This is a genomic window from Kitasatospora sp. NPDC001540 (assembly GCF_042894345.1).
Classification (GTDB): Bacteria; Actinomycetota; Actinomycetes; order Streptomycetales; family Streptomycetaceae; genus Kitasatospora; species Kitasatospora phosalacinea_C.
In genome coordinates, this window is record NZ_JBIAVO010000037.1 from 19,400 (window position 1) to 45,583 (window position 26,184).

General features: G+C 75.9%; 24 protein-coding genes. 11 read left to right on the forward strand and 13 right to left on the reverse strand.

Translation table 11 applies throughout. The features are described from left to right. Positions 1–81: 81 nt before the first annotated feature. Complete coding sequence (locus tag ACFY00_RS31350) at positions 82–723, reverse strand: GNAT family N-acetyltransferase (protein ID WP_388035713.1); 642 nt, start codon at positions 721–723, stop codon at positions 82–84. Positions 724–1,004: 281 nt separating this feature from the next. Here ACFY00_RS31350 and ACFY00_RS31355 point away from each other — a divergent pair, with 281 nt between their 5' ends. Both ACFY00_RS31355 and ACFY00_RS31360 read left to right on the forward strand, forming a co-directional pair. Continuing rightward, entirely contained in the window at positions 1,005–3,299 is a 2,295-nt protein-coding gene (locus ACFY00_RS31355; RefSeq protein ID WP_388035715.1) for an ATP-binding protein, read from the forward strand. Between the two features lie 258 nt (positions 3,300–3,557). Continuing rightward, complete coding sequence (locus tag ACFY00_RS31360) at positions 3,558–4,658, forward strand: phytanoyl-CoA dioxygenase family protein (RefSeq protein WP_388035718.1); 1,101 nt, start codon at positions 3,558–3,560, stop codon at positions 4,656–4,658. A 20-nt stretch (positions 4,659–4,678) separates the two neighbouring features. On the opposite strand, the gene ACFY00_RS31365 is transcribed toward ACFY00_RS31360, so the two are convergent. The 5 genes from ACFY00_RS31365 to ACFY00_RS31385 all read right to left on the reverse strand — a co-directional run bounded on the left by ACFY00_RS31365 (position 4,679) and on the right by ACFY00_RS31385 (position 10,180). Continuing rightward, positions 4,679–5,656 carry an LLM class flavin-dependent oxidoreductase gene (locus tag ACFY00_RS31365; RefSeq protein WP_388035719.1) on the reverse strand — a complete coding sequence of 326 codons (978 nt, stop codon included), beginning with the start codon at positions 5,654–5,656 and terminating at the stop codon, positions 4,679–4,681. Positions 5,657–5,784: 128 nt separating this feature from the next. After that, a complete protein-coding gene (locus tag ACFY00_RS31370) occupies positions 5,785–6,993 on the reverse strand; it encodes an MFS transporter (RefSeq protein ID WP_388035723.1) in 1,209 nt (402 codons plus the stop codon). A 126-nt stretch (positions 6,994–7,119) separates the two neighbouring features. Further along, positions 7,120–7,893 carry a hypothetical protein gene (locus tag ACFY00_RS31375; protein ID WP_388035726.1) on the reverse strand — a complete coding sequence of 258 codons (774 nt, stop codon included), beginning with the start codon at positions 7,891–7,893 and terminating at the stop codon, positions 7,120–7,122. Beyond that, complete coding sequence (locus ACFY00_RS31380) at positions 7,877–9,070, reverse strand: hypothetical protein (RefSeq protein WP_388035728.1); 1,194 nt, start codon at positions 9,068–9,070, stop codon at positions 7,877–7,879. The genes ACFY00_RS31375 and ACFY00_RS31380 overlap by 17 nt, the downstream gene beginning before the upstream one ends. An 81-nt stretch (positions 9,071–9,151) precedes the next feature. After that, the gene (locus ACFY00_RS31385; RefSeq protein ID WP_388035731.1) at positions 9,152–10,180 is read right to left on the reverse strand and encodes a LacI family DNA-binding transcriptional regulator; all 1,029 of its coding nucleotides are present in this window, start codon (positions 10,178–10,180) and stop codon (positions 9,152–9,154) included. A gap of 192 nt (positions 10,181–10,372) precedes the next feature. Here ACFY00_RS31385 and ACFY00_RS31390 point away from each other — a divergent pair, with 192 nt between their 5' ends. After that, a complete protein-coding gene (locus ACFY00_RS31390) occupies positions 10,373–10,876 on the forward strand; it encodes a hypothetical protein (RefSeq protein WP_388035734.1) in 504 nt (167 codons plus the stop codon). Between the two features lie 57 nt (positions 10,877–10,933). Here ACFY00_RS31390 and ACFY00_RS31395 read toward each other — a convergent pair whose 3' ends face one another. Next, positions 10,934–12,811 carry an FUSC family protein gene (locus tag ACFY00_RS31395; RefSeq protein WP_388035737.1) on the reverse strand — a complete coding sequence of 626 codons (1,878 nt, stop codon included), beginning with the start codon at positions 12,809–12,811 and terminating at the stop codon, positions 10,934–10,936. A 297-nt stretch (positions 12,812–13,108) separates the two neighbouring features. Here ACFY00_RS31395 and ACFY00_RS31400 point away from each other — a divergent pair, with 297 nt between their 5' ends. Then, positions 13,109–13,378, forward strand: a complete 270-nt coding sequence (locus ACFY00_RS31400; RefSeq protein ID WP_388035740.1) for an acylphosphatase — start codon at positions 13,109–13,111, stop codon at positions 13,376–13,378. Between the two features lie 26 nt (positions 13,379–13,404). Here ACFY00_RS31400 and ACFY00_RS31405 read toward each other — a convergent pair whose 3' ends face one another. Further along, positions 13,405–13,857: a cytidine deaminase gene (locus tag ACFY00_RS31405; RefSeq protein WP_388035742.1), complete on the reverse strand. Its 453-nt coding sequence runs from the start codon at positions 13,855–13,857 to the stop codon at positions 13,405–13,407. Positions 13,858–13,935: 78 nt separating this feature from the next. On the opposite strand from ACFY00_RS31405, the gene ACFY00_RS31410 reads away from it, so the two are divergent. Continuing rightward, the gene (locus ACFY00_RS31410; RefSeq protein ID WP_388035745.1) at positions 13,936–14,562 is read left to right on the forward strand and encodes a DinB family protein; all 627 of its coding nucleotides are present in this window, start codon (positions 13,936–13,938) and stop codon (positions 14,560–14,562) included. Between the two features lie 145 nt (positions 14,563–14,707). After that, entirely contained in the window at positions 14,708–15,400 is a 693-nt protein-coding gene (locus ACFY00_RS31415; protein WP_388035747.1) for an IMP cyclohydrolase, read from the forward strand. A 173-nt stretch (positions 15,401–15,573) separates the two neighbouring features. Here ACFY00_RS31415 and ACFY00_RS31420 read toward each other — a convergent pair whose 3' ends face one another. The 3 genes from ACFY00_RS31420 to ACFY00_RS31430 all read right to left on the reverse strand — a co-directional run bounded on the left by ACFY00_RS31420 (position 15,574) and on the right by ACFY00_RS31430 (position 18,968). Next, positions 15,574–16,965 (reverse strand): NAD(P)/FAD-dependent oxidoreductase, encoded by a 1,392-nt coding sequence (locus ACFY00_RS31420; RefSeq protein ID WP_388035750.1) that lies wholly within the window; start codon positions 16,963–16,965, stop codon positions 15,574–15,576. Positions 16,966–17,040: 75 nt separating this feature from the next. Then, positions 17,041–17,406 carry a cupin domain-containing protein gene (locus ACFY00_RS31425; RefSeq protein WP_388035752.1) on the reverse strand — a complete coding sequence of 122 codons (366 nt, stop codon included), beginning with the start codon at positions 17,404–17,406 and terminating at the stop codon, positions 17,041–17,043. Then, positions 17,403–18,968, reverse strand: a complete 1,566-nt coding sequence (locus ACFY00_RS31430; RefSeq protein WP_388035754.1) for an APC family permease — start codon at positions 18,966–18,968, stop codon at positions 17,403–17,405. The genes ACFY00_RS31425 and ACFY00_RS31430 overlap by 4 nt, the downstream gene beginning before the upstream one ends. Positions 18,969–19,237: 269 nt before the next feature. Between ACFY00_RS31430 and ACFY00_RS31435 the strand changes: the two genes are divergently transcribed. The 3 genes from ACFY00_RS31435 to ACFY00_RS31445 all read left to right on the forward strand — a co-directional run bounded on the left by ACFY00_RS31435 (position 19,238) and on the right by ACFY00_RS31445 (position 22,380). Then, positions 19,238–20,392: a PP2C family protein-serine/threonine phosphatase gene (locus ACFY00_RS31435; RefSeq protein WP_388035757.1), complete on the forward strand. Its 1,155-nt coding sequence runs from the start codon at positions 19,238–19,240 to the stop codon at positions 20,390–20,392. A gap of 112 nt (positions 20,393–20,504) precedes the next feature. Next, complete coding sequence (locus tag ACFY00_RS31440) at positions 20,505–21,530, forward strand: 2-dehydropantoate 2-reductase (protein WP_388035760.1); 1,026 nt, start codon at positions 20,505–20,507, stop codon at positions 21,528–21,530. A gap of 46 nt (positions 21,531–21,576) precedes the next feature. Next, positions 21,577–22,380: a phosphotransferase gene (locus tag ACFY00_RS31445; protein WP_388035762.1), complete on the forward strand. Its 804-nt coding sequence runs from the start codon at positions 21,577–21,579 to the stop codon at positions 22,378–22,380. A 51-nt stretch (positions 22,381–22,431) separates the two neighbouring features. Here ACFY00_RS31445 and ACFY00_RS31450 read toward each other — a convergent pair whose 3' ends face one another. Together ACFY00_RS31450 and ACFY00_RS31455 are read right to left on the reverse strand one after the other, a co-directional pair. Then, entirely contained in the window at positions 22,432–23,373 is a 942-nt protein-coding gene (locus tag ACFY00_RS31450) for a GNAT family N-acetyltransferase (RefSeq protein ID WP_388035765.1), read from the reverse strand. Positions 23,374–23,419: 46 nt separating this feature from the next. After that, entirely contained in the window at positions 23,420–24,196 is a 777-nt protein-coding gene (locus ACFY00_RS31455) for an HAD family hydrolase (protein ID WP_388035767.1), read from the reverse strand. Between the two features lie 396 nt (positions 24,197–24,592). On the opposite strand from ACFY00_RS31455, the gene ACFY00_RS31460 reads away from it, so the two are divergent. Then, positions 24,593–25,117: a cupin domain-containing protein gene (locus ACFY00_RS31460; RefSeq protein WP_388035770.1), complete on the forward strand. Its 525-nt coding sequence runs from the start codon at positions 24,593–24,595 to the stop codon at positions 25,115–25,117. A gap of 152 nt (positions 25,118–25,269) precedes the next feature. After that, positions 25,270–25,899 carry a hypothetical protein gene (locus tag ACFY00_RS31465; RefSeq protein WP_388035773.1) on the forward strand — a complete coding sequence of 210 codons (630 nt, stop codon included), beginning with the start codon at positions 25,270–25,272 and terminating at the stop codon, positions 25,897–25,899. Positions 25,900–26,184 lie beyond the last annotated feature (285 nt).

Consider the following 26,184-nt stretch of genomic DNA (forward strand, 5'->3'; position numbering starts at 1 on the left):
AATGCTCCGCTCCGTTCTCTCCCTCCCCTCCCCCGCCCCCGCACCGGACCAACGGACGGGTGCCCGCGTCCGTGCCCGCCGTCAGCGGCCGAAGAGTTCCGCGCAGGCGTCCAGGCCGGTCAGCCGGGCCTCGGGGCGTTCGGTGGCCTCCCACTGCTCGCGGGTGATCCGCAGGCGCAGGGTGGTGGCGGGCTCGCCGCGGCGGCTGTCGCGCTGGATGCCGTCGGGCCGGTAGCCGAGGCGGCGGGAGACGGCGAGGGAGGGGGCGTTGTCGGCGTAGCAGTGCGAGGTGGCGTCGGTGGCGCCGAGTCCGGCGAAGACCAGGTGGAGCATGGCGGCGCGGGCGGCCGTGCCGAGGCCGCGGCCGTGGTGCGGGAGGGCCAGCCAGGAGCCGGAGAGGGTCTCGCGGCGGAGGGCGAAGTCGGTGGCGCGGACGGACTGGACGCCGACGGGGTGGCCGCCGACGAAGATCGCCAGCGGCAGGTTCCACTCCTCGGGGGTCCAGGTGGCCTGGGCCCGCCAGTGGGAGGTGAGGACGGCCCGGGCGCGTTCGGTGGGGGTGCCGTAGGCCCAGGTGGAGCCGAAGGGCTTGGTGCCGGGGACGACCACGCCGCGGGCGGCGAGGTCGGCGAGTTCGTGCAGTTCGGCTTCGGCGGGCAGCCGCAGTTCGAGGCGTTCGGTGCGGACGGTCAGGCCGGGCAGCGGCCAGTGCTCGGTGGGCATCTGTCGAGTGTGCCCGCGGCGGGGCGCGGGGTGGAGCGGTTTTCTCGGGGCATCGCGCTCCGCTGGCCTGGTCGGTTCCGGTGGGCGGCCGCTCCGCCGCTTCCCTGACGGCGGATAGGCTGGCGCGACGGCGTGCTGCGGGGCCTGGCACCGCCTCCATCCTTCGGGTCCGTGCGGGGCGGCGGCAAGGTGTTGCCCGTTGACAGGGGGAACTGGCAACACCTCGGGCACCGCGCGCCGGGGGGCAGTGACAGCACATCGGGAAGTGGGGGCCGGGGCCGGTGAGGTTCGGCGAGCGGCTGCGGGCGTTGCGGGAGGAGCGCGGGGTGTCCCTCGCGGAGCTCGCCCGGGCGACCAGTTACAGCAAGAGCTACCTGAGCCGGGTGGAGACCGGGCGGCGGCCCGGCCACGCGCTGCTGGCCGCGGCCTGCGCCCGGGCGCTGGGGGTCGCCCCCGAACGGCTGGGGCCGCCCGACGCCCCGGCCGTCGACGGCCCCGGCAGCACCGCGGCCGCTCCCCCACCGCCGCCGGTGGCCGTTCCCGTGCAACTGCCGCCCGCCCCGGGCGTGTTCGCGGGCCGCGAGGCGGCGCTCGCCGAGTTGGACGGGGCGCTGTCCCCGGCCCGGCCGCGCTGGGGCGAGGGCGGGCCGCGGGTGTGGGTGCTGGACGGGATGGGCGGGGTCGGCAAGACCGCGCTGGCGGTGCGGTGGGCGCACCGGGTCCGTGACCGGTTCCCGGACGGGGTGCTGTTCAGCGACCTGGCGGGGCACGGCAGTTCGGGGGTGCCGCGGGAGCCGGGCGAGGTGCTGGACGGCTTCCTGCGGGCGCTGGGCGCGGACCCGGGGGCGATCCCGCCGCGGGTGCCGGAGCGCAGCGCGCTGCTGCGCACGCTGCTGGCCGAGCGGCGGGTGCTGCTGGTGCTGGACAACGCGGCGGCGCCCGCCCAGGTGCGTCCGCTGCTGCCGGGCGCGCCGGGGTGCGTGGTGCTGGTGACCAGCCGGACCAGGATGGCCGGGCTGGTGGTGCGGGACGGGGCGCGGCGGGTGACGCTGGCGCCGCTGTCCCAGGAGCGGGCGGTGGAGCTGCTGCGCCGCGCCCTGGGGCCGGAGCGGGTGGACGCGGACCTCGCGGCGGCGGGTGAACTGGCCCGCCGCTGCGGCCGGTTGCCGCTGGCGCTGCTGGTGGCGGCCGAGCGGGCGCTGTCCCGGCCGGGCCTGACGCTGTCCCGGGTCAACGAGGAGCTGCGCTCGGACCGCACCCGGCTGCACGTGCTGGCGGCGGCGGACGACGGCGACTCGGCGCTGCGGACGGTGTTCTCCTGGTCGTACCGGGCGCTGGCCCCGGAACCGGCCCGGGCCTTCCGCCTGCTGGCGCTGCACCCGGGCGCGGCGCTGACCGCGCAGAGCGCGGCGGCGCTGCTGGGCACCACCGCGGGCAACGCGCACGAGCTGCTGGACGTGCTGGCGGACGTCCACCTGCTGGAGCCGGAGGGGCCGGAGCGGTTCCGCTTCCACTCGCTGCTGCGGGTGTACGGGCGGGAGCTGGCGGAGGGTCAGGACTCCGCGCGGGACCGGGCGGCGGCGCTGGACCGGCTGTACGACTGGTACCGGCAGGGCGCGGACGCGGCCGGTCGGCTGCTGGAGCCGGGGGCCCGTCCGCCGGGGGCGGCGCCGCTGCCGGGGGTGCGGCCGCCGGTGTTCGGGGCGCCCGAGGAGGCGGTGGCCTGGTGCGAGGCGCACCTGGCGGACCTGCTGTCGCTGATCCGGCACGCGGCGCTGGCGGGGCGGCCGCCCGCGGCCTGGCAACTGCCGTTCGCGCTCTGGTCGTTCTTCCACCGGCAGCACCACCGGGCGGAGTGGCTGTCCGCGGCCGGGACAGCCGTCGCGGCGGCGGCCGACAGCGCCGACCCGCGGGCCCTGACGGTGTCGCTGGCGCTGCTGGGCACGGCGCAGGCGCACGCGGGGCGGCCGGTGGAGGCGGAGGTGCACCTGCGGCGGGTGCTGGAGCGCTGCGCGGAGGGCGGGGCGGAGCCGGAGAGCGAGTGCGCGGCGCGCAACCAGCTGGCGGAGCTGATCCTGCGCCGGGGGCGGGCCGCGGAGGCCCTGGAGCTGCTGGGGCCCGCCCTGCCGCTGGCCCGGGCGCTCGGGCACCGCCGGGCGGAGCGGGTGACCCTGACCAACCTGGGCGACGCCTCGCTGCGGCTGGGGCGGTTGGCGGACGCGGAGCGCTTCCTGCTGGAGGGGCTGGCGCTGCGCCCGACCGGGCCGGACCCGCGCACCGAGGGCCTGGCCCTGCTGCACCTGGGCGCCGTGCACCGGGCGTTCGGGCGGCTGCCGCAGGCGGTCGGCTGCCTGCGGCGGGCCCTGGAGCTGCACCGCGCCTGCGGCGACCGGTGGGCGCGGGGGCGGGCCCTGGAGCAGCTCGGGCACGCGTTGGTCGCGCTGGGGCGGCCCGAGGAGGCGGTCCCGCTGTGGCACGAGGCGCTGGCCGTGCTGGCGGACGCGGCGGCCTCGGGGGCACCGGAGGCGCCGGGCCCGGAGGCGGCGGCCTCCCGCCGTTCCTGGTTCCGGCTCTGACCGTCCGCCGGGTCGTGGCCCCAACGGGCTTGACGTGCGGCCCTCCTGGTTACCGGTCAGGAACTTGACAACACCTTTGGTCTGAACCAATCTGGCGAACGGAGCGACCGCGGCGCACTCCCGTGCCGCCCTTCCCCGTCGCCCGCGCCCCTGCCCCGCCGGGTCCACCGCCCGTCCGGGCCCGCTGCCGCGTGCGCGGGCCGCCGGGGCGCACGGCCGTCCGCCCGCCTCCCGCACGCTCCTCGGAGGGGTTTCCCCATGCTGTTCGCACCGTCCCGCCGCGCCCACCTGTACCGGGCCGCGAGCGACCGCCCGTACTTCAGCGCCGACGGCGAGTCCTTCCTCGCCCAGCACACCCTGCGCGAACTGGCCAAGTCCCGCCCGCTGCGGGTGCTCTCCCCGCAGGACTTCGCGCACTGGCAGACCCACGGCTACGTGGTCGTCCGCGAGGCGGTGCCCGCCGAGCACGCCCGCCGGATGCTCGACTTCGCCTGGGAGTTCCAGGGACTGGACCCGCGCGACCCGGCGGGCTGGTTCACCGACCGGCCGTTCCGCTCCGACCTGGACCGGGAGCTGCACGTCCACGGCTTCGTCGAGGCGTACCACCACCAGTTGCAGTGGGACAGCCGGCAGGACCAGCGGGTCTACGACGCCTTCGTGGACGTCTGGGACTGCGAGGAGCTGTGGGTCACCCTGGACCGGCTCAACCTCAACCCGCCCAACCGCGGCAGCCGCGACCGGGCCCGCCTCGGCCCCGCCGGCCGCGGCCCCGTCGAGCACGGCTCCGGGGTCGAGCTGCACTGGGACGTCGACACCTCGCTGAGCGTGCCGCCGCAGCGGGTGCAGGGCCTGATCGCGCTCAACGAGACCGCGCCGGACACCGGCGGCTTCCACTGCAGCCCGGAGCTGTTCCGCCGGTTCGAGCCGTGGCGGCTCGCCCAGCCCCCGGGCCGCGACCCGCTGCGCCCGGCCGTCGACTGCGCCGAGTTCCCGGTGGTCCGCCCCGAGCTGCACCCCGGCGACCTGCTGATCTGGAACGGCCTGCTGGCGCACGGCGTCGCCCCCAACCGCTCCGAGCGGGGCGTGCGCGCCGTGCAGTACCTGTCGATGGCGCCCGCCCTGGAGGAGCACGAGCGGCTGCGCGAGTCCCGCGTCGACGCCTGGCGCCACCTGCGCACCCCGCGCCGGGACCGCGCCACGGGCGGCACCCCCGACGGCGCCCCGGTGCTGGACGAGTCCAAGCGCTACCCGACCGCGCGGCTCACCGAGCTCGGCAGCAGGCTGCTCGGCCTCAGCTCCTGGTACGAGCCGCTCGAACCGGCCCTGTCCTGGGCCGACCGGTGCACCGCGCCGCTCTGACCCGCCTCGCCGGGCCCCGGTCAGCCGTGGCCGGGCAGGGCCGGGGCCAGCGACTTCAGGGCGCCCAGCGGGTCGGGTCCGACGGGGGCGAGGACGACGCAGGTGGCCCCGGCCGCGTGGCGGGCGGCGATCGCGGCGCGCGCCTCGGCGGGGGTGCCGGTGACGGCGAGGGCGCGGACCCACTCGGCGGGCAGGGTGCGGGCGAACTGCGCGCCGTCGGCGCTGGCGGCGCGGTGGGCGCGGAACTCGGCGGCGAACGGGAGCGGGTCGAGGTGCGGCGCCCAGTCGGGGTCGCCGATCGCGGCCAGCCCGGCCCGGACGCGGTCGACGGCGGCCTCGCCGTCCTCGTCCACGGCGGCGACGTCGTACGTGACCACCTCGGCGTCCCGGCGGCCGAGGTGGCGCAGCGAGGCGGCGACGTAGGCGGGGGCGGCGGGTTCGGCCAGCAGCAGGCCGTCGGCGACCTGCCCGGCGAGGGCCTGCGACCGGGGGCCGCGCACGCCCAGCAGCACGGGCGGCACCACCTCGGGGGTCTCGGTCAGCCGTACGCCGTGGCAGCGCACGTAGCGGCCGTCGGCGGGGCCGTCCTGGCCGCGCAGCAGGGCGCGCAGCGCGGTGGCGTACTCGCGCAGCAGGGTGAGCGGGCTGGTGGGCCAGGCGCCGCCGGCCTGCTCCATCCAGGTGCGCATGCCGTGGCCGACGCCCGCGGTGAGGCGGCCGGGGTGGAGCTGGGCGAGGGTGGCGAGTTCCATCGCGGCGAAGCAGGCGTTGCGGGCCCCGGCGGGCAGGATGCCGATGCCGACGGTGATCCGCTCGGTGGCGGCGAGCACACTGGCGGCCTGGGCGACGCCGCCGCGCCAGCCGAGGTCCTCGACCACCCACAGTTCGTCGAAGCCGAGCTCCTCGGCGCGGCGCGCGTACGGGAGGAGCTGGTGCACGGGCAGGTCGCGGGGCAGCAGGACGCCGACCCGGCCGGGCAGCGCGGTGGTCTCGGTCACGGGGTGCTCCTTCGGGGTCGCGCGGGCCTCCCGCACGAGGACCCGGACGGTTCATAAGATCATCTACTGCCCGGTCCCGTCGAGGGCCGCCAGGCCGGGGGCCGACGCCCCGTCACCCCGTCACCCCGTCAGCCCGTCGCGGCCACCGCTTCCGCGGGCCCGGCCGCCACCGGCCGGTCGGCGACGGCCGCCGGGGTGCGGCGGTCCACCGACCAGGAGACGGCGGCGATCGCGAAGCCGAGCAGCGACAGGCCCGCGCCGACCAGCGAGGGCGAGGTCAGGCCGAACCCGGCGTCGATGGCCAGGCCGCCGAGCCAGGCGCCCGTCGCGTTGGCCAGGTTGAAGGCGCCCTGCACGGTCGCGGAGGCCAGCGTGGGCGCGGTGCGCGCCTTCTGGATGACCAGGGTCTGCACGGTCGGGACGGTGGCGAAGCCCGCCGTGCCGATCAGCACCACCGTGGCGGCGGCCGACCAGCGGTTGTGCGCGGTGAGCGCGAACAGGCCGAGCGCCGCGGCCATCGCCAGGAAGGTCGCGCAGATCGACGGGCGCAGCGCCCGGTCGGCCGCGTAGCCGCCGATCACGTTGCCGATGGTCATGCCGACGCCGAACAGGGCCAGGACCAGGGTGACCGAGCCCTCGGCGAACCCGGCGACCTCGGTGAGGGTGGGGGTGATGTAGGTGTAGCAGGCGAACAGTCCGGCGCAGCCGAACACCACGGTGGCCAGGGCCAGCCAGAGCTGTCCGCTGCGGAAGGTGGCGAGCTCGCTGCGCAGGCCCGCGCCGGGGTGGCTGGGCAGGTGCGGGACGAAGCGGGCGATGGCGGCGGCGCCGAGCAGGCCGATCGCCACCACGACGAGCATCGCGGCCCGCCAGCCGAGGTGCTGGCCGAGCAGGGTGGCGGCGGGCACGCCGAGGATGTTCGAGACCGTCAGCCCGGAGAACATCACCGACACGGCGCGGGCCCGCAGGTGCGGGGCGGCCATCTCGGCGGCGGCGACCGCCCCGGCGCCGAAGAACGCGCCGTGCGGCAGGCCGGTGATCAGCCGGGCCACCGCGAGGAAGGCGAAGTTCGGGGCGACGGCGCACAGCAGGTTGCCGAGGGTGAACAGCCCGGCGAGCCCGATCAGCACCGTCTTGCGCGGCAGCTTCGCGGCCACCGCGGTCAGCAGCGGCGCCCCGATCACCACGCCCAGCGCGTACAGCGAGATCAGCCAGCCGGCCTGCGGGATGGTCCGGTCCAGGCCGTGGGCGATCTGCGGGAGCAGCCCCATCGCGGAGAACTCGGTGGTGCCGATCGCGAACGCGGTGACGGCGAGGGCGACGAGCGCCAGTGGCATGCGGGTACTCCAGGCGGGCGGGGCGGGGCGGGCGGCGGGGCGCCGAGGCGGTGTCAACGTTGTCAGTTCCCGCCGAGTCTACCGGCCCCGGCACCGCCCGCTCCCCGCGGTCCGCCCACCGGTCGGTCAGTGCGGCGGCAGCAGGTCGCTCTCGCTGACGGTGTACGCCAGCGGTGGGTAGCGGAAGTCGCTCTCCGCGTTCTCGCGGCGCCGCAGCCGGTGGAACTCGCCGCGCTGCTCCTCGGTGGCGAGCGTCAACTCCCCCTGCCCGTCCGGGAGGTGCGGGCGCCCGTCACGGAAGTCGAGCCTGGTCCGCGACGTCCGGAAGGTCACCCCCAGCCACTCGTTGTCCACCGCCCGGGCGGGCGGGTCCAGCACGATCCGGTGCCGCAGCCGCCGGTTGGCCGCCACCGAGAACACCACGACGCCGTGGTGCGGCAGCGGCACCTCGAACTCCGCGGCCCCGTCCTCCTTGGTCTGGACGCGCAGGGTGCGCGGCAGCACCGCCGCCGCGTCCCGGTAGCAGGAGAAGACGGCGATGGACGAGCCCTCGGCCAGGTCGAGGGCCAGGTCGGAGTGGGCGCCCATCCGGGTGTAGGCGTGGGTGTAGACCTCGGCGAGGGCGTTGTCGAACGCGTCCGGCAGCCCGGCGCGTTCGCGGACCAGCTCGGCCAGCCACGCGTGCACCGGCCGGAAGCGCTGCGCCGGTTGCGCGTACCGGGCGGTGGTGCGCACCAGCGGCACGCCGCCCGCCGCGTCCGGCCGCACCAGCACGGCGCTGCGGCGGCCCTTGCCGACCTCCTCCCAGCGGGTGGCCGCGGACAGTTCGGCGAACAGGTCCCGCCCGGTGGGCAGGTGGAGGGTGCGGACGTCCGCGGCGGGCTCAGGGGCGCGGGGCACGGTAGTCCCCCTCGTTCAGGCTGAACGGGAACCGCGCGCCGTAGTCGACGAAGGAGGCGCTGCGGTTCTCCTCGGCGTACCGGCGGCGCAGTTCCGCCGTCCCGGCCTCGGTGGGCGGCCCGAGTTCGACCGGCCCGTCGGCGGTCTTGAGGTACGTGCGGCCGTCCCGGTGGACGGCCTCGGCGTTCGAGCAGCGCACCACGTACCCGAGGCGGGTCGGGAGCAGGGCGGCGTCCAGCGCGGAGGGCCGGATCTCGTGGGTGTAGCGGCGGTTGGTGGAGAGCGGCAGGAGCAGGACGGAGCCGGGGTGCAGCGTCACCGTGAACTGCGCGGGCAGCGGGTCCGTTCCCGGGGGTGCGGGCTGCTCCTTGCGGCGGAAGCGCAGCCCGGTCAGCGCGCTGACGCCGTTCAGGCCGCGGTCGTCGGGGTCCGCGGGCAGCGGCGGCAGGGTGTCGAGCCGCTCGTCGTAGAAGGTGCAGAAGGCCATCAGGCCGTTGGCGGGCATGTCCTTGGTCTTGTCGGCGTGGGCGGAGATCCGGGCCTTGGACTGCTTGCGCCCGGCCGCGGCCGGGGTGTTGTGGTAGATCTGCGCGAGGACGTGGTTCAGCGGCGCGTGGCCCCGCAGGACGGTGGCGGCCTCCCGGTTCAGGGCGTCGACGATGCGGGTGTCGGTGGCGCGGAAGCCCTCGGTGGGGCCGGAGAGGTTGGTGGAGCAGCGCAGCAGGCGGAAGTGCAGCTCGGCGCCGTCCGCGGTGACGGGCGTCAGGTAGATGCCGCTGCGGTGGGCCGTCCCGGGCTTGGTGGACTCGGTCAGCGACTGGAACGCGTGCTCGGCGCTGATCCGGCCGAAGTGGCCCTCGCCGGGGTCGAAGAACCGGCGGTAGTACACGCCGAGGGCCTCCTGGCCCGGTCCGCCGCCGACCCGCCGCGGGGCCAGGCCCGGGTCGGTGCGCACCCGGTCGGCGGCGCGCAGCAGGGCCGGGTCGGTCGCGGCCGCGTCGGGGTGCAGGTGGACGGTCCGGCCGGTGAGGTCGACCGCGCCGGAGGCCAGTTCCTCCGGCGTGACCACGGAGCCGAAGAAGTCGTCCACCGTCCCGTCCTCCCGCGCCCGCCGGGGCGCGACCAGCACGTGGCCGGAGTCGTCGAGGCGGGCCTCCGCCCGTTCTGCCGCGTCCATCGCCCTGCACCTGCCGTTCGCTGTCGTTCGCTGTCGTTCGTTGCCGTTCGCTGACTTCACCGGACGGGGCGCGGCGCGGGCTCAGGTGGAGTCCCGCACCACCAGCTGCGGTTCGAAGACCACCCTCGGGCGGTCGACCGCCTCGCCGTTGATCCGGGCGACCAGCATCCGCGTCATCTCCCGGCCCATCTCCTCCAGCGGCTGGTGGACGGAGGTCAGCGGCGGGTCGGTGTGCACGGCGATGGGCGAGTCGTCGAAGCCGACCACCGCCACGTCCTCGGGGACGCGGCGCCCCTGCTCCTTCAGGACCCGCATCGCGCCGATCGCCATGCTGTCCGAGGCGGCGAAGACGGCGTCGAGCTCCGGGTCGCGCCGGAGCAGCTCCCGCATCGCGCGCGCCCCGGAGTCGGCGGAGAAGTCGCCGTGGGCGACCGGCCCGGCGGGCAGCTCGGCGGCGGCGAGCGCGTCGTGGAACCCCTGGAGGCGCTGCAGGCCGGGCCGGGTGTCCTGCGGGCCGGTGACGGTGGCGATCCGGCGGCGCCCCCGCTGGACGAGGTGGCGCACGGCGCGGCGGGCGCCGTCGCGGTTGTCCACGTCCACGCAGCAGGGCGGGTCGAAGCCGATGGGGGCGCCGATGACCACGGTGGGGATGCCGCTCTCCTCCAGGTGGCGGGGCATCGGGTCGTTGCCGTGCAGCGAGGTCAGCAGGACGCCGTCGACGTGCTGGGCCGTCAGGTAGCGCATCAGCTGATCCTCCTCCGGCGCCGACTGGGCGATGGCGAGCAGCAGTTGGAGCCCCGTCCCGGCGAGCCCGCGCTTGATGCCGCGGACCAGGACGGAGAAGTAGGGCTCGTCCCAGACGGTGTCCTCGGAGACGCCCATCACCAGGGCGACGGTGTCGGTGCGGCGCCGCACCAGGCCCCGGGCCAGGTTGTTGGGCACGTAGCCGAGCTCGCCGATCGCCCGGAGCACCGCCTCCCGCGCCTTGCTGCTGACGTTCTCCGCCCCGTTGACCACCCGGGACGCGGTGCCCCGCCCGACGCCCGCGCGCGCGGCGACCGCCTCCAAGGTCGGCCGTCTGCCCTCCGCCGCCGGCCCTCTGCCGTCCATGCTCCCGCCCCCGTCCGTCCGAACTCCCCCGCCCCGCCGTCCACCCCGCAGGGCTCCGGCGGCGCGCCCGAACCCGCAGGCTACCGCCCCGCACCGTCACCGGGCCGGGGATTGTCCGCCCCCCGGCCCCTGCTGCCGTCTTCCCCCGGCGCTCGGCGGCCGCCACCATGGGAGCCTGCCGATGTCTCGGGGGTGACCGTGGACGAGGACGTGCACGACGAGGGCGTGGAGGTCGCGGCCGACCCCGTCGAGCAGGTCGGGCCCGTGCCCTGGCTGGTGGCGGCCTGCGTGGCCGGGTTCCTGCTGGCCTACTTCGTCCTGACGCACTTCACCGATCAGGCGCGGGCCGCGCTGTGGGGCGAACCCGGCACCGCAACCGGGGTCCAGTGCCTGACGTACGACAACTCCGTTGCCAACGCGGGGACCTCGACGTCCTGTTCCGGCTCCTTCACCCCGGACGGCGGCAGTCGGTCCTTTCGCGTCAGGGTCGATGGCGGCAGCGAGGCGGCATCGGTGCGCGCGTGGCGGGCGGACGGTTCGTCCGACACCGTGTACGTCTCACCCACCGCGTGGGCGGGGGTCTTCCCGCTCGGGCTCTCCGTCCTGCTGGTCGGCCTCCCCACGGCGGTGACGGTGGCGTACGCGGGCCGCGCCCGGAAGCGGCGCACCGGACGGCGGGGACCGGTCGGCCGGTGACGTGCCGCCGCTGCGCCGATCTCGGACCGGTCGGGCCGCTCAGAGCACTCAGAGCGCTCAGACCGCCGACAGGGCCCGGATGCGGCGGACCTCGGTCGCGACGCCGTCGAGTTCGGGGGGCAGCGCGGCGGGGGCGGCGGGCGGGGCGGGGACGGGGCCGGGGTGGTCGAGGGCGTCGGCGGCCGCGGCGAGGGTGCGGGTGAGGGTGCGGGCGGCGGCGGGGGCGGCCGGGGCGGGGGTGCCGTGGTCGCGGGCCACGGCGTACGCGGTGGCGGCGTCGGCGAGGCGTTCGGCGTGGACGGTCAGGCGCAGCCAGTCGGGTTCGGCGGGCGCTCCGGGGCGGAGTTCGGCGGCGGCGTTCTCGGCGGCGGCGCGGGCCTGGGCGAGGGTGCGGTAGGCGGTGCGGCGCAGTTCGGCGCGGCGGGCGGCGTCGGCGTCGTCGGCGGGGCGGGCCCGGTCCTGGCGCTCGGTCAGCAGGACGTGGTCGAGGTAGCGCTGGGTGTGCCGCAGGGCGTGCGCGGCGCGCTGGCCGACCCGGGCCCGGGTGTCGGCGAGGCCGGGGAGGTGGCCGACCAGCAGGACGAGGACGCAGGCCAGCGTGGTGTCGGTGAGCCGTCCGGCGGCGGCTCCGTGGTCGCCGCCGGTGGTGACGAAGGCCAGGACGGTGACGGTGATGACGGCGGTCTGCGCGGCGAAGTGGCGTTGCGCGACGGGTATCAGCGCCCCGGTCGCGGCCACCGCGGCGACCGGCCACCACGGGTCGGGCAGCGCGGGCCCGAGCGCGGCGACCAGCAGGACCCCGGCGACCGTCCCGGCGAAGCGGTTGACGACCCGGGAGAACAGCGGCCCCAGGTCGGGCTTGACCAGGAACGCGGCGGTGACCGGCAGCCAGTACCAGTGCCCGGTCCGCAGGCCCAGCGCGAGCGCGGCGCTGGCGGCCACGCACACCCCGACCCGCGCCCCGTACGCCCGTCCGGCCCGCCCCCACGGGCGCACGCCCGGCACCGCGCCGGGGCGCCGTCGCGGCCGCGCCCCCAGCACCCAGCCGGCCAGCCCGCGCCGCAGCCCGCGGCCGCGCGCCCGCTGGCGGGGCTCGGGGGCGTCCGGCGTCCCGCCGAAGGCGGTGGCGGCCTGCAGCACGGCCCGGTCGAAGGCCGCGGCCGCGGGCGTCTCGGCGGCGGGGACGGGCAGCGGGCCGGGCAGGCGGTCGGCGCGGACGGCGGCGGCGAGGCGGCGCGGGCCGGTGGCGAGCCGGGCGGGCAGCGGGCGGGCGTCGCGCAGCAGGGCGACGCCCGCCTCGCTGAGGGCGGAGGCGGCGGCGAGCCGGGTGCGCAGGGCGCGGGTGTGCCGGTGGTCGGTGCGCAGCTGTTCCCCGGCCCGGTCGAGGGCGGCGGTGAGGCGGCGGCGGGCGGTCTCGGCGCGGTCGGTGCCGGTGGCGTCGAGGGCGTCGGCGAGGGCGTCGAAGACGGCGGCGACGGCCTGCCGTTCGGCGTGCAGGGGCCGCGGGTGGGTGGTGAGTTGGCGCAGCAGCAGGAGCCAGGCGGCGCCGGCCAGGTAGCAGGCGGCCTTGGCCCAGCCGGGCAGCGGGACGGGCATGCCGCAGCCGAGCACGGTCAGCACCATCAGCTGGACGGCCGCGGCGGAGGCGACCGGCCCGGTGACGCTGATCGCCCCGCAGAGCACGCCGACCGCGCCCAGCAGCGGTACCGCCCACCAGCCGGTGGCGGCGCCCAGCAGCAGGCCGAGGGCTCCGGCGAGCGCGGGTACGGCCTGCTGGACGGCGCCGGTGCGCCGCCCGGCGGGGCGGTCGTTGACGCCCGCGAACATCGCGCCGAGCCCGGCCAGCACGCCCTCGGCGGGCCGTCCGGCGGCGACGGCGAGCCCCAGCGGCACCGCCATCCCGGCCGCGCCGCGCACGGTCGCCGCCCAGGGCACGGGGCCGCGTTGCCAGCGCAGCGGGTGGGTGAGCCAGTCGGGTCGCGCTCGTCTGCTGTCCGTGGGGACCCCCTCCTCGCGTGCGTCCGTTCCCCGTTCCGTCCGCAGCCTAGGTGTGGATCTTGTCGCGTCCGCTGCGCCCGCGTTACGCCACGGTGACGACCGCCGACCGGGGCGCTCCCCCGCTCCCCGCCGCCGGTCGACCGTGCCCCGCCCGCACCAGCGCGTCCTGCCGTCCGCGCCCCTCCCCGCTGCGGTATAACCCTGCTGGCAACGGCGACGAAAGGCAGGTGGCGGGTGATCCGGCGGCGCGTACTGGTCTCGGGCACGGTGCAGGGCGTCTTCTTCCGCGACTCCTGCCGCCGGGCGGCCGCCGAGGCGGGCGTCGCGGGCTGGGTGCGCAACCTGCCGGACGGCCGGGTCGAGGCCGTCTTCGAGGGCGAGTCGGCCGAGGTCGACCGGATGGTCGCCTGGATGCGCCACGGCCCGTCCCGCGCGGTGGTCGAGCACGTCGAGGTGCTGGCGGAGGAGCCGGAGGGCCTGCTGGTCTTCGCCGTCACCACCTGACCGGCCGCTGCCGGGGGGGCGTGCCGTCAGCCGTCCCCGGCTCCCTCCCCGCCCTCGTACGGCCACACGTCGTCGGGGAACACCCGGGCGAACCAGTGCGGTTGGACGTCCCGCAGGCGCAGGGTGCGCCAGCGGCGCGGGTCCTCGGGGAGGGGGACGCCGACCTCGACGTCCGGGCCGTGGGCGAACAGGCGTTCCTGGCAGACGCCGCAGGGGGCGAGCACCCAGAAGTCGCGGGCGCCGTCGGCGGCGGTGACGCAGACCGAGGCGACCACCCTGCGGTCGAGTTTGAACGCCTCGCAGAGCGCGCCGGTCTCGTGGCACAGCTGGACCGCGCCGTTGGGGGCCTCGGGGGCGGTGCTGGTGAGCACGGTGCCGTCGTCCAGGCGCAGGGCCGCCGCGCCCGCCCAGGCCCGGCCCGGGAAGCGGCGGCGGGTCAGGTCGATTGCGGCGTCCACGAGGGCTCGGTCGATGGCCATGGCCGGAACGCTACCGAACCGGCCCTCGGCGGTGAAAAGGGTTTGTGACCGGTGCCCGGCGGCGGCCAGACTCCGCCCATGACGGACACCGACGATCAACTCGCCGCGACCAAGCGGGACCTGAAGCTGTACCTGCAGGACGCCAGGAGCGCCCTGGTGTGGAAGCTCGACGGCCTGTCGGAGTACGACGTCCGCCGCCCGCTGACCCCGACCGGGACGAACCTGCTGGGGCTGGTGAAGCACCTGACGGGCGCGGAGGCGGCGTACTTCGGCGCCGCCTTCGGCCGACCGTTCGAAGGCGGCCCGGGTCTGTGGGTGGCGGGCGCCGCCGAGCCGAACGCCGACCTGTGGGCGCGGCCGGAGGAGAGCCGGGAGTCGCTGCTCGACGGCTACCGCCGGGTCTGGGCGCACGCGGACGCCACCATCGACGCGCTGCCGCTGGACGCGGTCGGCGAGGTCCCGTGGCCGCCGCACAGCAGGTTGACGCTGGGCCGGATCCTGCTGCACGTGGTCGCCGAGACCCACCGGCACGCGGGCCACGCCGACCTGCTCCGCGAACTCGTGGACGGCGCGACCGGCCTGCGCCCGAACGGCCCGGTCCTCCCCGAGGGCGACGCGGCCTGGTGGTCGGCCCACCGCGCACGGGTGGAGCGCGCCGCCCGGGAGGCCGCCGCCGCGGCGGGCGAGCGCCTGCCGGAGGGCTGAGGCGCCCGCCCCAGGGGCCGGGCGCGGGTGCCAGCGGGGTCGCCTCCGCAACGGAACCGCGCCGCTGGAATGATCTTCCCGGCCGACCGGCCGACCGGCCAGCCGACCGACCGCCACCGCCCCGCCGCACCGGAGGAACCGCCCCGTGCCGACCGACCTCACCGAGGCCCTCGCCGCCCACCCGTACCCGGGCCGCGGCGTGCTGCGCTGCCGCACCGCCGACGGCGCCGACCTGGCCGCCTACTTCCTGACCGGCCGCAGCCCCGCCTCCCGCGCCCGCGCCCTGCGCGCCACCCCGGACGGCGCGCTGACCGTCGTCCCGACCGACGTCCGCGCGCACGACGACCTGCGCCACTACCCGGCGGTGCGGCGCGGCGGGGAGCGGGTGGTGTACGGCAACGGCGAGCAGGTCGCGACGGTCGCGGACCGGCTGGACGCGGGCCTGTCCCCGCTGGAGGCCCTGGACGGCCTGGACTACGAGCCGGACCCGCCGATCTTCACCCCGCGCCTGACCGTGGTCGCCGACGTCCGCCCGGGCGGCCCCGCCTGGTTCGGCGCGGCCCGCCGCAGCGCCGCCGCCCGCACCGCCACCGACCGCCTCTTCCTGCGCCTGGACGCCCTCGCGCCCGGCGAGGGCGTCCTGCTGACCACCTACCGGGGCGCCCCGTCCGCGCCCGCCACCGGCGCGCCCTACCTGGAGGTCGCCACCCCGTACCCGGACGCCGCCGCACTCCTCGACCGCCTGTGGTCCGCCCTCCCGGCCGAGTACCGGGTCGCCGCCGCGGTCTTCGCCCCGTCCGCCTTCCCGGAGGCCCTGCTCCGGCATGCCACCGACTGAGCCCGCACCGGCGCCCCGGCCCCGCCCGACGACCGTCCGCCCGGCACAGGAGTTCCAGGAGCCGGGCTTGCGCCTGAACGGCCGGTGCCGGAGCGGCTCCTGACGGGACGGGAGAACGGCGGCCGCCCGCACGCGGGGGCGTGCGGGCGGCCGGGGCGGGACGGCGCGGGGCGTCAGCTGTCGAAGCCGAGGCCGAGCCTGTCCATGGTCTTGAGCCAGAGGTTGCGGCGGCCGGCGTTGCGGTCGGCGCGGTCCAGCGACCACTTGGTGAGGCCGATGCCGGCCCAGCGGACGGGCTCCGGCGGGAAGGGCAGCGGCTTGCGGCGCACCATCTCGAGGGCGGTGCGCTCGGTGCGGACCCCGGCCAGCAGGTCGAGCATCACCTCGGCGCCGAAGCGGGTGGCGCCGACGCCCAGGCCGGTGTAGCCCGCGGCGAGGGCGACCTTGCCGTGGTACGCGGTGTCGAAGAAGGCGGAGAACCGGGTGCAGGTGTCGATGGCGCCGCCCCAGGCGTGGGTGAAGCGCAGGCCCTCCAACTGCGGGAAGGTCCGGAAGAAGTGCCGGGCGAGGGTCTGGTAGGTCTGCGGCCGGTGGTCGTACTCGGCGCGGACCTTGGCCCCGTAGTGGTAGATCGCGTCGTAGCCGCCCCACAGGATCCGGTTGTCGGCGGAGAGCCGGTAGTAGTGGAACTGGTTGGCGCTGTCGCCGATGCCCTGGCGGCCCTGCCAGCCGATCGCGGCGAGCTGTTCGGCGCTGAGCGGTTCGGTCATCAGCGCGTAGTCGTAGACCGGCACGGTGTACGGGCGGATCCGCTTGACCAGGGACGGGAAGACGTTGGTGCCGAGGGCGACCTGGCGGGCGAACACCCGGCCGTAGGGGGTGCGCACGGCCATGCCGGGGCCGGACTCGGCGAGGTCGAGCGCCTTGGTGTGCTCGAAGATCCGCACGCCGAGCCGCTCGCAGGCCTGCTTGAGGCCCCAGGCGAGCTTGGCGGGGTGGAGCATCGCCACGCCGTCCTTGTCCCAGAGCGCGCCGAGGTAGGTCGGGGAGGCGACCTGGGCGCGGACGGCGTCGGCGTCCAGGAACTCGTAGTCGCCGTACTGCTTGGCGGTCTCGTGGAACTCGGCGAGCTCCTCGACCTGGTGGGGCTCGGTGGCGACGTCGAGTTCGCCGGTGCGCTCCCAGTCGCAGTCGATCGCGTACGTCGCCACCGCGTCCTCGATGGCCTGCAGGTTGCGGGCGCCGAGCCGTTCGAGCGCGGCCAGTTCGTCGGGCCAGCGCTCCAGGCCGTTGCCGAGGCCGTGGGTGAGGCTGGCGGCGCAGAAGCCGCCGTTGCGGCCGGAGGCGGCCCAGCCGGTCTGTTCGGCCTCGATCAGGACCACGTCGCGTCCGGGGTCCCGTTCCTTGGCGATCAGCGCGGTCCACAGACCGCTGTAGCCGCCGCCGACCACCAGCAGGTCGCAGCGGACGTCGCCGGTGAGGGCGGAGTTCGCGTCCGGGCGGCCCGGGTCCTCCAGCCAGAACGGGGTGGGTTTGGCGTCCCGCAGTGCGTGTACGGGGTCCATGCTCTCGGTTCCTTGCCTAGGGAGGGTGCGGCCCGGCCGTGAGGGCGGCCGGGCCGTCGGGTGCTTCGGGGGCCGTCAGGCCCCGGCCGCGTCCGGGCCGAGGTTGACGGTGTAGACCTTGCGGAGCGTCTCGTGGACGGTCCAGGTGGTCCGGTCGCCCTCGCGGAGCACCGCGAGGTCGCCCGGTCCGAGTTCCAGGACCGGCCCGTCCTGGAACTCGACGGTGGCCCGGCCGCTGAGGACGACGAACACCTCGTCGGCCTCGGTGTCGGTGACCACGCCGGGGGTGATCTGCCAGATCCCGTGGACCTGGCGCCCGTCGGCGGACTCCCGGACCACCTTGCCGGTGACCTCGGGCGTGCCGGAGACGATCTGGCCGGGGTCGAGCGGCTCGGGCTCCAGCTCGGCGTCCGGGACGTGCAGGGCGAAGCTGTTGATCATGCTTCGACGCTATCGGCTCCGGCGCCGTCGGCGGCCCTGTCACCCTGTGCCGAGTCCGGCCGCCACCCTGACAGCCCGTACGCCTCGTACGGGCCGGGCTCCCCGGCGTCCTGGCCGTTCGCGGCGGCCCGGTCGGCGGCGGCCGAGGCCCGGGCGGCCTTGCGGGCGGCGAGCAGCGGGTAGAGCAGCAGGGAGGCGCCGACCACGATCAGCGAGTAGACGACGGCCTTGGTGCCCTCCTCGTTGTACTGCTCCAGGGCGGCCCAGACGCTGACGCCGGTCAGGCAGAGGGCGATCAGGCCGACGCTCCACCAGCCGCCGGGGATCTTGTAGGGGCGCTCCAGGTGGGGTTCGCGGACGCGCAGCGCGATCAGCGCGGCGACCTCCAGCAGGATGCCGATGTTGGTGAGGAAGACGTCGTAGATCACCAGGCTCTGGAAGCTGGAGAAGCAGAACAGCGCGTAGACGACGGAGGAGCCGATGATCGAGGCGATCGGCATCTTGTAGCGCTTGCTCTCCTTGGAGACCCACTGGGGCAGGTAGCCGTCGTGCGAGAGCGAGGAGGGCAGCCGGGAGTAGGAGGCGAGCAGCGCGGAGAACATCGCGACCGAGGCGAACAGGCCGCCGACGGTGACGACGTACTGCAGCCAGGGCCCGGCCAGTTCGCCGGCGATGTCCGGGAGGGCGCCTTCCTTCCAGTTCTTCCAGCCGTTCTCGCCGTCCGCCCCGACGGCGAGGGAGGCCAGCGAGGGCAGCAGGTAGCCGACGATGATCAGCAGGACGGACCAGAACAGCGCCTTGGGCAGGTGCTTCCTCGGGTTCTCCATCTCGCCGGCGACGGTGGAGACGGAGTCCCAGCCGGAGTAGTTCCACATCACGATGAACAGGCCCGCGCCGAAGGCGTTCCAGGTGGACTGGCCCTGTTCGGCCGTCATCGAGGAGACCGGGTTGATGCCGTCGCTGAGCAGGTGGTAGCCGCCGATGGCGGTGAGGACCAGCATCGGGGTCAGGCAGATGACCGCGAACGCCACCGAGGAGTCGCCGACCCAGCCCGCGCCCATCAGGTTGAGCAGGGTGAAGACCACGATGACGCCTGCGCAGATCACCCAGTTCAGGTCGACCTGGATGTCGGCCTTGTACAGGTGGAACTCGAAGAACACGTGCTCGCCGGGGGCGACGGCGCTGATCAGGCTCGTCAGGTAGGAGGTGAACATGACCGGGTACAGCGCCATGTCGACGAAGCTGCACACCCACTGCAGCAGGCCCTGCTGGAAGGCCCAGAACCGGCCGAGGCCGCGCTTGACCCAGTGGTAGTAGCCGCCCTCGACGGGGATGGCGGTGCCGAGCTCGGCGCAGACCAGGGCGTGCGGCACGCTGTAGATCAGCGGGGCGACCAGGATGAGCAGGATGCCCATGCCGGGACCGGAGGTCGAGAACAGCGACTCGATGCCGTAGGCGCCGCCGGAGACGCTGAAGAAGATCAGGGCAACCAGCGGGACCAGGCTCACGCGCTTGGGCGTCGCCCACCGGTTCTCCGGCGGGGCCACGGGGATGGCGGTCATTTTCACCTTGGCAATCGGGGTCGGCGCAGACGTGCGGGTGCGCGAATGCGCGGACGTGTTGTCGTTTGTCGTGTCGTCCTGTCGAAGGCACGAGTCTGGCCGCCCCATTGACGTAGGACAATCATTCAATCTGTCAGGCGTCCTGTTGCGCCCCTGACACAGTGCCGACCGGGGCCCGCCCCGTCGGGCCCGCATCGCGGCAGGTCAGGAAGCTCCCCGCCCGCGCCTCCCACAACCGGGCGGGCGGCGCCGGTAGCGTACTGCGGGCCATGCCCACCATCGACGACCAGTCCTCCTCCGGCCGCGCCCGGCCCTTCCTGTCCACGATCGTCCGGCTCTCGCCCTTCCTGCTGATCGCCCTGTCGGCGGCGGCGGACGCGGAGACCCCCGCCGGACAGCGCTACGACCGGTTCGTGGCAGCCGCACCCGCCCTCGCCGCGGCCACCTGGGGCGCCTTCGGGACGCTGGTGATCGGGGTGCTCTCGGTGGTCACGGAGGTGGTGCTGGCGCTGCTCCGGGACGGGGAGGTCGGCGTCTCGGCGGCCTCGGTGATCGCCGCGACCGTCACCGTCACCCTGGCCGCCTCGTACACCTCCGGGATGCGGGTGCGCCGCGAACGCGACCTGGCGCTGGTGCGCTCGGTGGCGCGGACGGCGCAGCAGGTGGTGCTGCGCCCGCTGCCGGACCGGATCGGCGGCGTCGGCCTGGCGCTGTACTACAGCGCGGCGGCCGCGCAGGCGCAGATCGGCGGCGACCTGTACGAGGCGGTGCGCACGCCGTTCGGGGTCCGGATCATCCTGGGCGACGTCCAGGGCAAGGGCCTGCCCGCGGTGGAGATGGCGGCCGCGCTGCTCGGCTCGTTCCGGGAGGCCGCGTACGACGCGAAGGACCTGCCCGCGCTGGCGAGCCGACTGGAGATCGGCCTGCAGCGGTACGCCGAGCGCGCCTCCTCGCCGGACGCGGCGGAGCGCTTCGCCACCGCCGTGCTGCTGGAGGTCCCGGAGGACCGGCCGGAGGCGTACCTGCTCAACTGCGGCCACCCGCCGCCGGTGCTGCTGCGCGCGGACGGGACGGTGCGGCCGGTCGAGCCGCGGGTGCCGCTGCCGCCGCTGAACCTGTCGGCGCTGGTGGCCAGCGAGTACCACCCGCAGACCCTCCCGTTCGGGCCCGGCGACCGGGTGCTGCTGTACACCGACGGCGTCAGCGAGACCCGGGACCGGCGCGGCGAGTTCTACCCCCTGACCGAACGGCTGGCCCGCTGGACCTCCGATCCGGACCTCGCGCTCCTGGAGAACCTCCGCCGCGACCTGCGCCGCCACGGGGGCGGACCGGCCGACGACGACGTGGCGGCGCTGCTCGCGGCCCGGCTGGGGCCGCCCGCGGGCGGGGCCACGGCCGTATCCACGGACGTGTCCGCGACCTGACCGGGTGCCGCCCCGGAAGCCCCGGCGGGTGGACCTCTCACGACCGGACGGTAACCTCGGGGCCGTCGGCCGTGGGGCCGTGCCGCTGACGCCGTTGTCGAAGGAGCCGCCGGTGTCCGAGAACCGTACGACGCTGCCGCTGCGGATCGCCGTGTTCGGGGCGGGCAGCATCGGCTGCCGACTGGGCGGGGCGCTGGCCGCCCGGGCCGACGTGACGCTGATCGGGCGGCCCGCCGCGATGGCCGAGCTGGACCGGGCGGGCCTGACCCTGACCGGCCCCGGCGACCGCCGCCTGCACGCCCGGCCGCGCACCGCCGTGGACGCCGCCGCGGCGGCGGGCGCCGACTACGTGTTGGTGACCGTCAAGTCCGCGGACACCGCGGCCGCCGCCCGGCTGCTCGACCCGCACCTGGACGGGCGCAGCACCGTCGTCAGCTTCCAGAACGGCCTGCACAACGCGCAGGTGCTGCGCGAGGCGCTGCCCGGTCGGACGGTGCTGGCCGGGATGGTGCCGTACAACGTGGTGCGCACCGGCCCGGCCTCCTTCCACCAGGGCACCGGCGGCGCGCTGATGCTCGAACGGGCGCCCGCCGCACGGCGGTTCGCGGAGGTGGCGGCGGCCGCCGGGCTGCCGGTCGGACTGCGCGCGGACATGCCTCGGGTGCAGGCGGCGAAGCTGCTGATGAACCTCAACAACGCCGTCAACGCGCTCTCCGGCCTGCCGCTGCGCGAACAGCTCGGCAGCCGCCCGTACCGGCTGGTGCTGGCCCGCTGCCAGCGCGAGGCGCTGGCGGTGTTCGCGGCGGCGGGGCTGCTCCCGGCCCGGTTGACGCCCGTGCCACCGCAGTGGATGCCGTCCGTGCTGGGCCTGCCCGACGCGGTGTTCCGCCGGGTCGCGGCGGCGAGCCTGCGGGTGGACGCCCGGGCCCGCTCCTCGATGTGGGAGGACCTGCAGCGCTCCCGCCCCACCGAGATCGGCGAACTGCAGGGCGAGGTCGTCGCGTTGGCCGAACGCCACGGCCTGCCCGCCCCGGCCAACCGCCGCCTGCTCGACCTGGTCCGCGCGGCCGAGGACGCCGCCGCCCCGCCCGCCTGGTCCGGCCCGGCCCTGCTCGCGGCCCTCGACGAACAGCCCTGACGCCCAGCCCTGACGCCTTTCCCCTCCGAGGAGTCGACGCACCGCCATGACCCAGCAGTGGGCCACCCACGGCGTCGACCTGCTGCCCGACTCGGTGCGCAAGCGCTTCCGGCCGGACGCGAACGGCGAACCTGACCGGGAGTGGCGGGCCCTGACCCTGCTCGACCGATACGCCCCGGGGCTGGCCCCGCGGCCGCTCGACCGCGCCGACGGCGTCCTCACCATGTCCCGCCTGCCGGGCACCCACCTGCGCGGCACCGCCCTGACCGACGCCCACCTGGACGCACTGGCCCGGGCCGTGCTGCGCCTGCACCACGCCGTACCGGCCGGGGCCGCCGCCCGGCTCCCGGCCCGGCGCTGGGACGTCCGGGAGTCCGCCGACGCGATCCGCGCCCGGGCCGGAGCCTCCGCCGCCCACCCGGCCCCCGAGGTCGGCCGCGCCCTGGCGGCGGGCCTGCGCTGGCTGGACGGCGCCGAGGCCGCCCTGCGGGAGGACCGGACGGCGACCCCGGTACTGGGACAGGCCGACGGCAACCTCGCCAACTTCCTCTGGGACGGCACGGACGTCCGGCTGGTCGACTTCGAGGACTCCGGCCGCTCCGACCACCCCTACGAACTGGCCGAGATGGTCGAGCACGTCTCCACCTGGGTGGACACCGACCTGGACGCCGAGTCCTTCCTGTCCCGCTTCCCCCTCTCCCCCGCCGAGGCCCACCGCCTGCTGGCGTGCCGCCGCCTGTTCGCCCTGCTCTGGCTGGTCTTCCTCACTGCCGACCCCGCGACCGGGGCCCGCAACCCGCCCGGCACCGGCCGCCGCCAGGCCCTGCGCCTGCTCGCCCTGCTCGGGTGAGCGCCTTCCTGCCCGGCCGGGCGGAACACCGCCCGCACTCCCGGCGATTCGTCAGGCCGGAAGACTTTTCTCCAGCACCACGGACGTGTACCGCACCGTCATGCCGACCTTGAGGTACAGGTCGAGCGCGCCCGTCCCGGAGTGCGTCCACAGCGTGCAGTGGCTGAGCCCGGCGTTCCGGCAGGCCCGGAAGGTGTGCTGGAGCAGGTGGCGGGCGATGCCCCGGTGGCGGTGGTCGCGGTCGACGGCGAGGCTGTCGACGTAGCCGTCGCCGGTGCCGGGCTGGTCGAGGGCCAGGGCGACGCCGACCACCCGGCCGTCGGTGTCCGAGACGGCGAGCGGCGAGCGTTCGGGGGCGAAGGTCTCGCGGTGGACGGCGTGTTCGGCCCACTCGGCGAAGGCCATCCGACGCGCCTTCCAGTCCGCGAACGCGTCCTCCACCACCCGGTGCGCCTCGTGCTCGTCCCACGCGTCGCCGCCCCGGAACGGGCGGATGGTGACGCCCCCGGGGCCGGGTCCGAGCTCGGCGGGCCCGGGCAGCCCGTCGAGGGCGATCTCCAGCAGCCAACTGGCGCCCTTCGGCCGGTACCCGTAGGTGCGCAGCATCGCGAGCCCCGTCGCGTCCCGGTCGGCGATGACCTGGACGAGCTTGCCGACGCCCTGCTCGACGGCCCGGCCCTCCATCCAGCCCAGCAGGGCGGTGCCCAGGCGGCGGCCCCGGTGCGCGGGGTGGACGCGGCACTCGCAGCGCCGGTCGCTCCACGCCCAGGCGACCGGGCGGCCGTCCGGTCCGTGCACCAGCAGCGTGTCGGCGGCCGGGTCGAACCCGGGCCGGGCCAGGACCGCGGTGAGCTCACCTGCGTCGGTCTCGGCCACCGCGCTGCCGTGCAGGTCCCGTTCGCAGGTGTTCACCAGGTCGAGGACGGCGGGCAGGTCGACGGACGGGTCGAGCGGCCGGGCGGTGTACCCGGCGGGCAGCTGGGCCTGGGCCATGAACGGGGATCCTTCCTCGCGGCGGCGGGACGGGCCGACCGGCCGGTCAGCCTGCGGTGAACGTGCGCAGCAGCGCGGGCAGTTGGCGCATCTCGGAGAAGAGCACGGTGTCGTCCACGCCCCCGTCCCCACGCTCCCCGAACGCGCCGTTCCCGGACACGCTGCCGCCGAGCGCACCACCCCCGAGCGCGCCGCCCCCGAACTCGCCGCCGGTGAGCGCGCCGCCGGTGGGTCCTGCGGTGTAGCCGAGACGGCGCATCCCGGCGGCCCGGGCGGCGCGGAGTCCGGCGGGGCTGTCCTCGACGACGGCGCAGACCTCGGGGGCGTACCCGGTCCGGGCGGCGGCGTGCAGGAAGACGTCGGGGAAGGGCTTCCCGCGGGCGACCTCCTCGGCGCTGAAGATCCGTCCGGCGAAGCGCTCGTACAGTCCGGTGCGGCCGAGGGTGTGCCGCATCTTGGCGTGGCTACCACTGGAGGCGACGCAGTACGGCAGGCCGAGCGCGTCGAGGGCGTCCAGGGTCTCCACGATGCCGTCCACGGGGGTGAGTTCGGCGTCCACGAGTTCGCGGTGGCGCCGTTCGAAGCGGTGCTCCCACTCAACGGCCGCGGCGGGGCCGAGGCGTTCACCGACCTGCTGCCAGATCGCGGCGTGGCTGCGTCCGATGAACCGCTGCACCACCTCGTCCGCGCCGAGCGGCCAGCCGAGTTGCGCACCGACCTCCACCTGCACGCGGACGGCGATCCGCTCGCTGTCGACCAGCACGCCGTCGCAGTCGAATATCACCAGTTCGACGGGCTTGCCCGGGTGGTTCGCGATGGTCATTGCGGCAGCCTAGTACGGCGGCTGCCCATCGCGGTCGGCTTAACTGGCGCGATTGGCGCGATTGGCGCGGCTGGCGCGACTGGGGCAGCCACCGAACCCGCGGGGCCTCGCGCGCTCCGGTGTTCCTTCCCTCGCGCAGGGCGCAGAGGTGCCTGCTGCGGGAGGGTTCAGAGCCGGCCGTCGGTGCCCGGTCGGCGTGGGGCGTGGGGCGTGGGGCGTGGGGCGTGCGGGGCCGAGGGTGCCGTGGAGGTGAACCGCCGCTCGGCCGTGCGCCCGGGCGGGCGGGCCCGTTCGCTCAACGTTTGACGCCCCTGGGACCTGGACGGACGCTGGTGTTCGACAGGACACCACTGCATCGCCGAACGTGTCGGCGTCGATCATCAGGAGGTGGTTCCCATGTCGTCACCCTCCGTCCCCCCGCCCCCGCTCACCGTCGTCCGGCCGGGCACCGGTGACGAGGGCTTCCTCGGTTCCATCGGGGTCGTGTTCAAGCTCCGGGGCTCCGACACCGGCGGCGCGCTCTCCGTGGTCGAGCACCCGTTCCCGGTCGGGGCGTTGGTGCCGCCGCACCTGCACACCCGCGAGGACGAGTACTCGATCGTGACCGAGGGCGAGATCGGTTTCCGTTCCGGCGACCGTGAGGTCGTCCTCGGCGCCGGCGGCTACATCACCAAGCCCCGGGGCGAACTGCACACGATGTGGAACGCCGGCTCCGCCCCGGCGCGGATGATCGAGATCATCAGCCCGGCCGGGTTCGAGCGCTGCTTCCGCGAGATCGCGGAGATGGTGGCCGCCGGACAGCCGGACCCGGCGGCCGTGGCCGAACTCGCCCACCGGTACGGCCTGGAGTTCGGGCAGCCGGACTGGCTGCCGGGCGTCATCGAACGCTACGGGCTGACGCCGCCGCCCGGGGCGGAGTAGGACGGACCGGCCGGAGCCAGGGCGTGCGCGGTCCGGTCTCCCGACGCCTGCGTGGCGGCGTGGCCCCTCTCGATGGTGGCCCCGGGGAGGCGAGCCTGCGCGAGGAGGAATTGGCTGGTCATCGTGCCAGGTCGCGTCCTGGCCTCGCGGCCATGGGTACCGACGTGCACGGCTGCATCGAGGTCAGGGATCCGCACGCCGACGAGGACTGGTTCGGGTGGGAGCCGTGGCAGCGGTGCATGGACCTGCACCCGTTGTTCGAAGGTGGCGAGTACGAGGCGTTCGCGCTGCTGTTCGGGGTGCGCAACCACCGGCGGTGGGAGCCGATCGCCGGGCACCGCGGGCTGCCGGCCGACGTCTCGGCGGCGATGCGGGCGGACTTCGAGGAGGCCGAACGCCTGGACGCGGCCACGCACGGCCCGACGTGGGTGAGCTGGGCGGAACTGGCACAGGTCGACCTGACGACGTCACCTACGGGCCTGCGGGGAGTGGTCGTGCTGCCTGGTCCGCATCCGCGCCTGGAGAGCTGGTTCTGGATCGGCGAGCAGTGGGACTCGGAAGAGCTGCCGCAGCGGACGGGCCCCCACGTCGACGGCCGGAGCCCGGCGGAACTGCCCTACGGCGAATGGACGGTGGGCACCACACAGGTGACGTACCGCCCGTTCACGCTCGGGGACGCGATCGGGCCGGGCACCGGCTGGGAGCACGTGTTCGCCGTCATGGCGGCACTGGCCGCTCGCTTCGGCGACGACGGCGTGCGGCTCGTCGTGTACTTCGACTGAAACCGGACGTCGTCCCGGGTGTGACACACGGCCGCCCGGTACGCGATTTTCACGGCACCGCGGTCAGAACCGCCTGGGGGCCCGGCTCACGCCACCGAGGCCGCCAGGTCGCCGGGGCCGACCTTGCCGCGGCCGTCACCGGGCCGCCGTGACCGGCACTTTCGCCGCACGCCCCGACGCGCCTGGGCTGCCGCCATGACGGCCACAGCAGGTTTCGGTGCAGCACTGGCCGGCCGCTGGAGCGGCGCGGGCTCGACGGAGCCGAACTCGCCGCCGACGACGTCA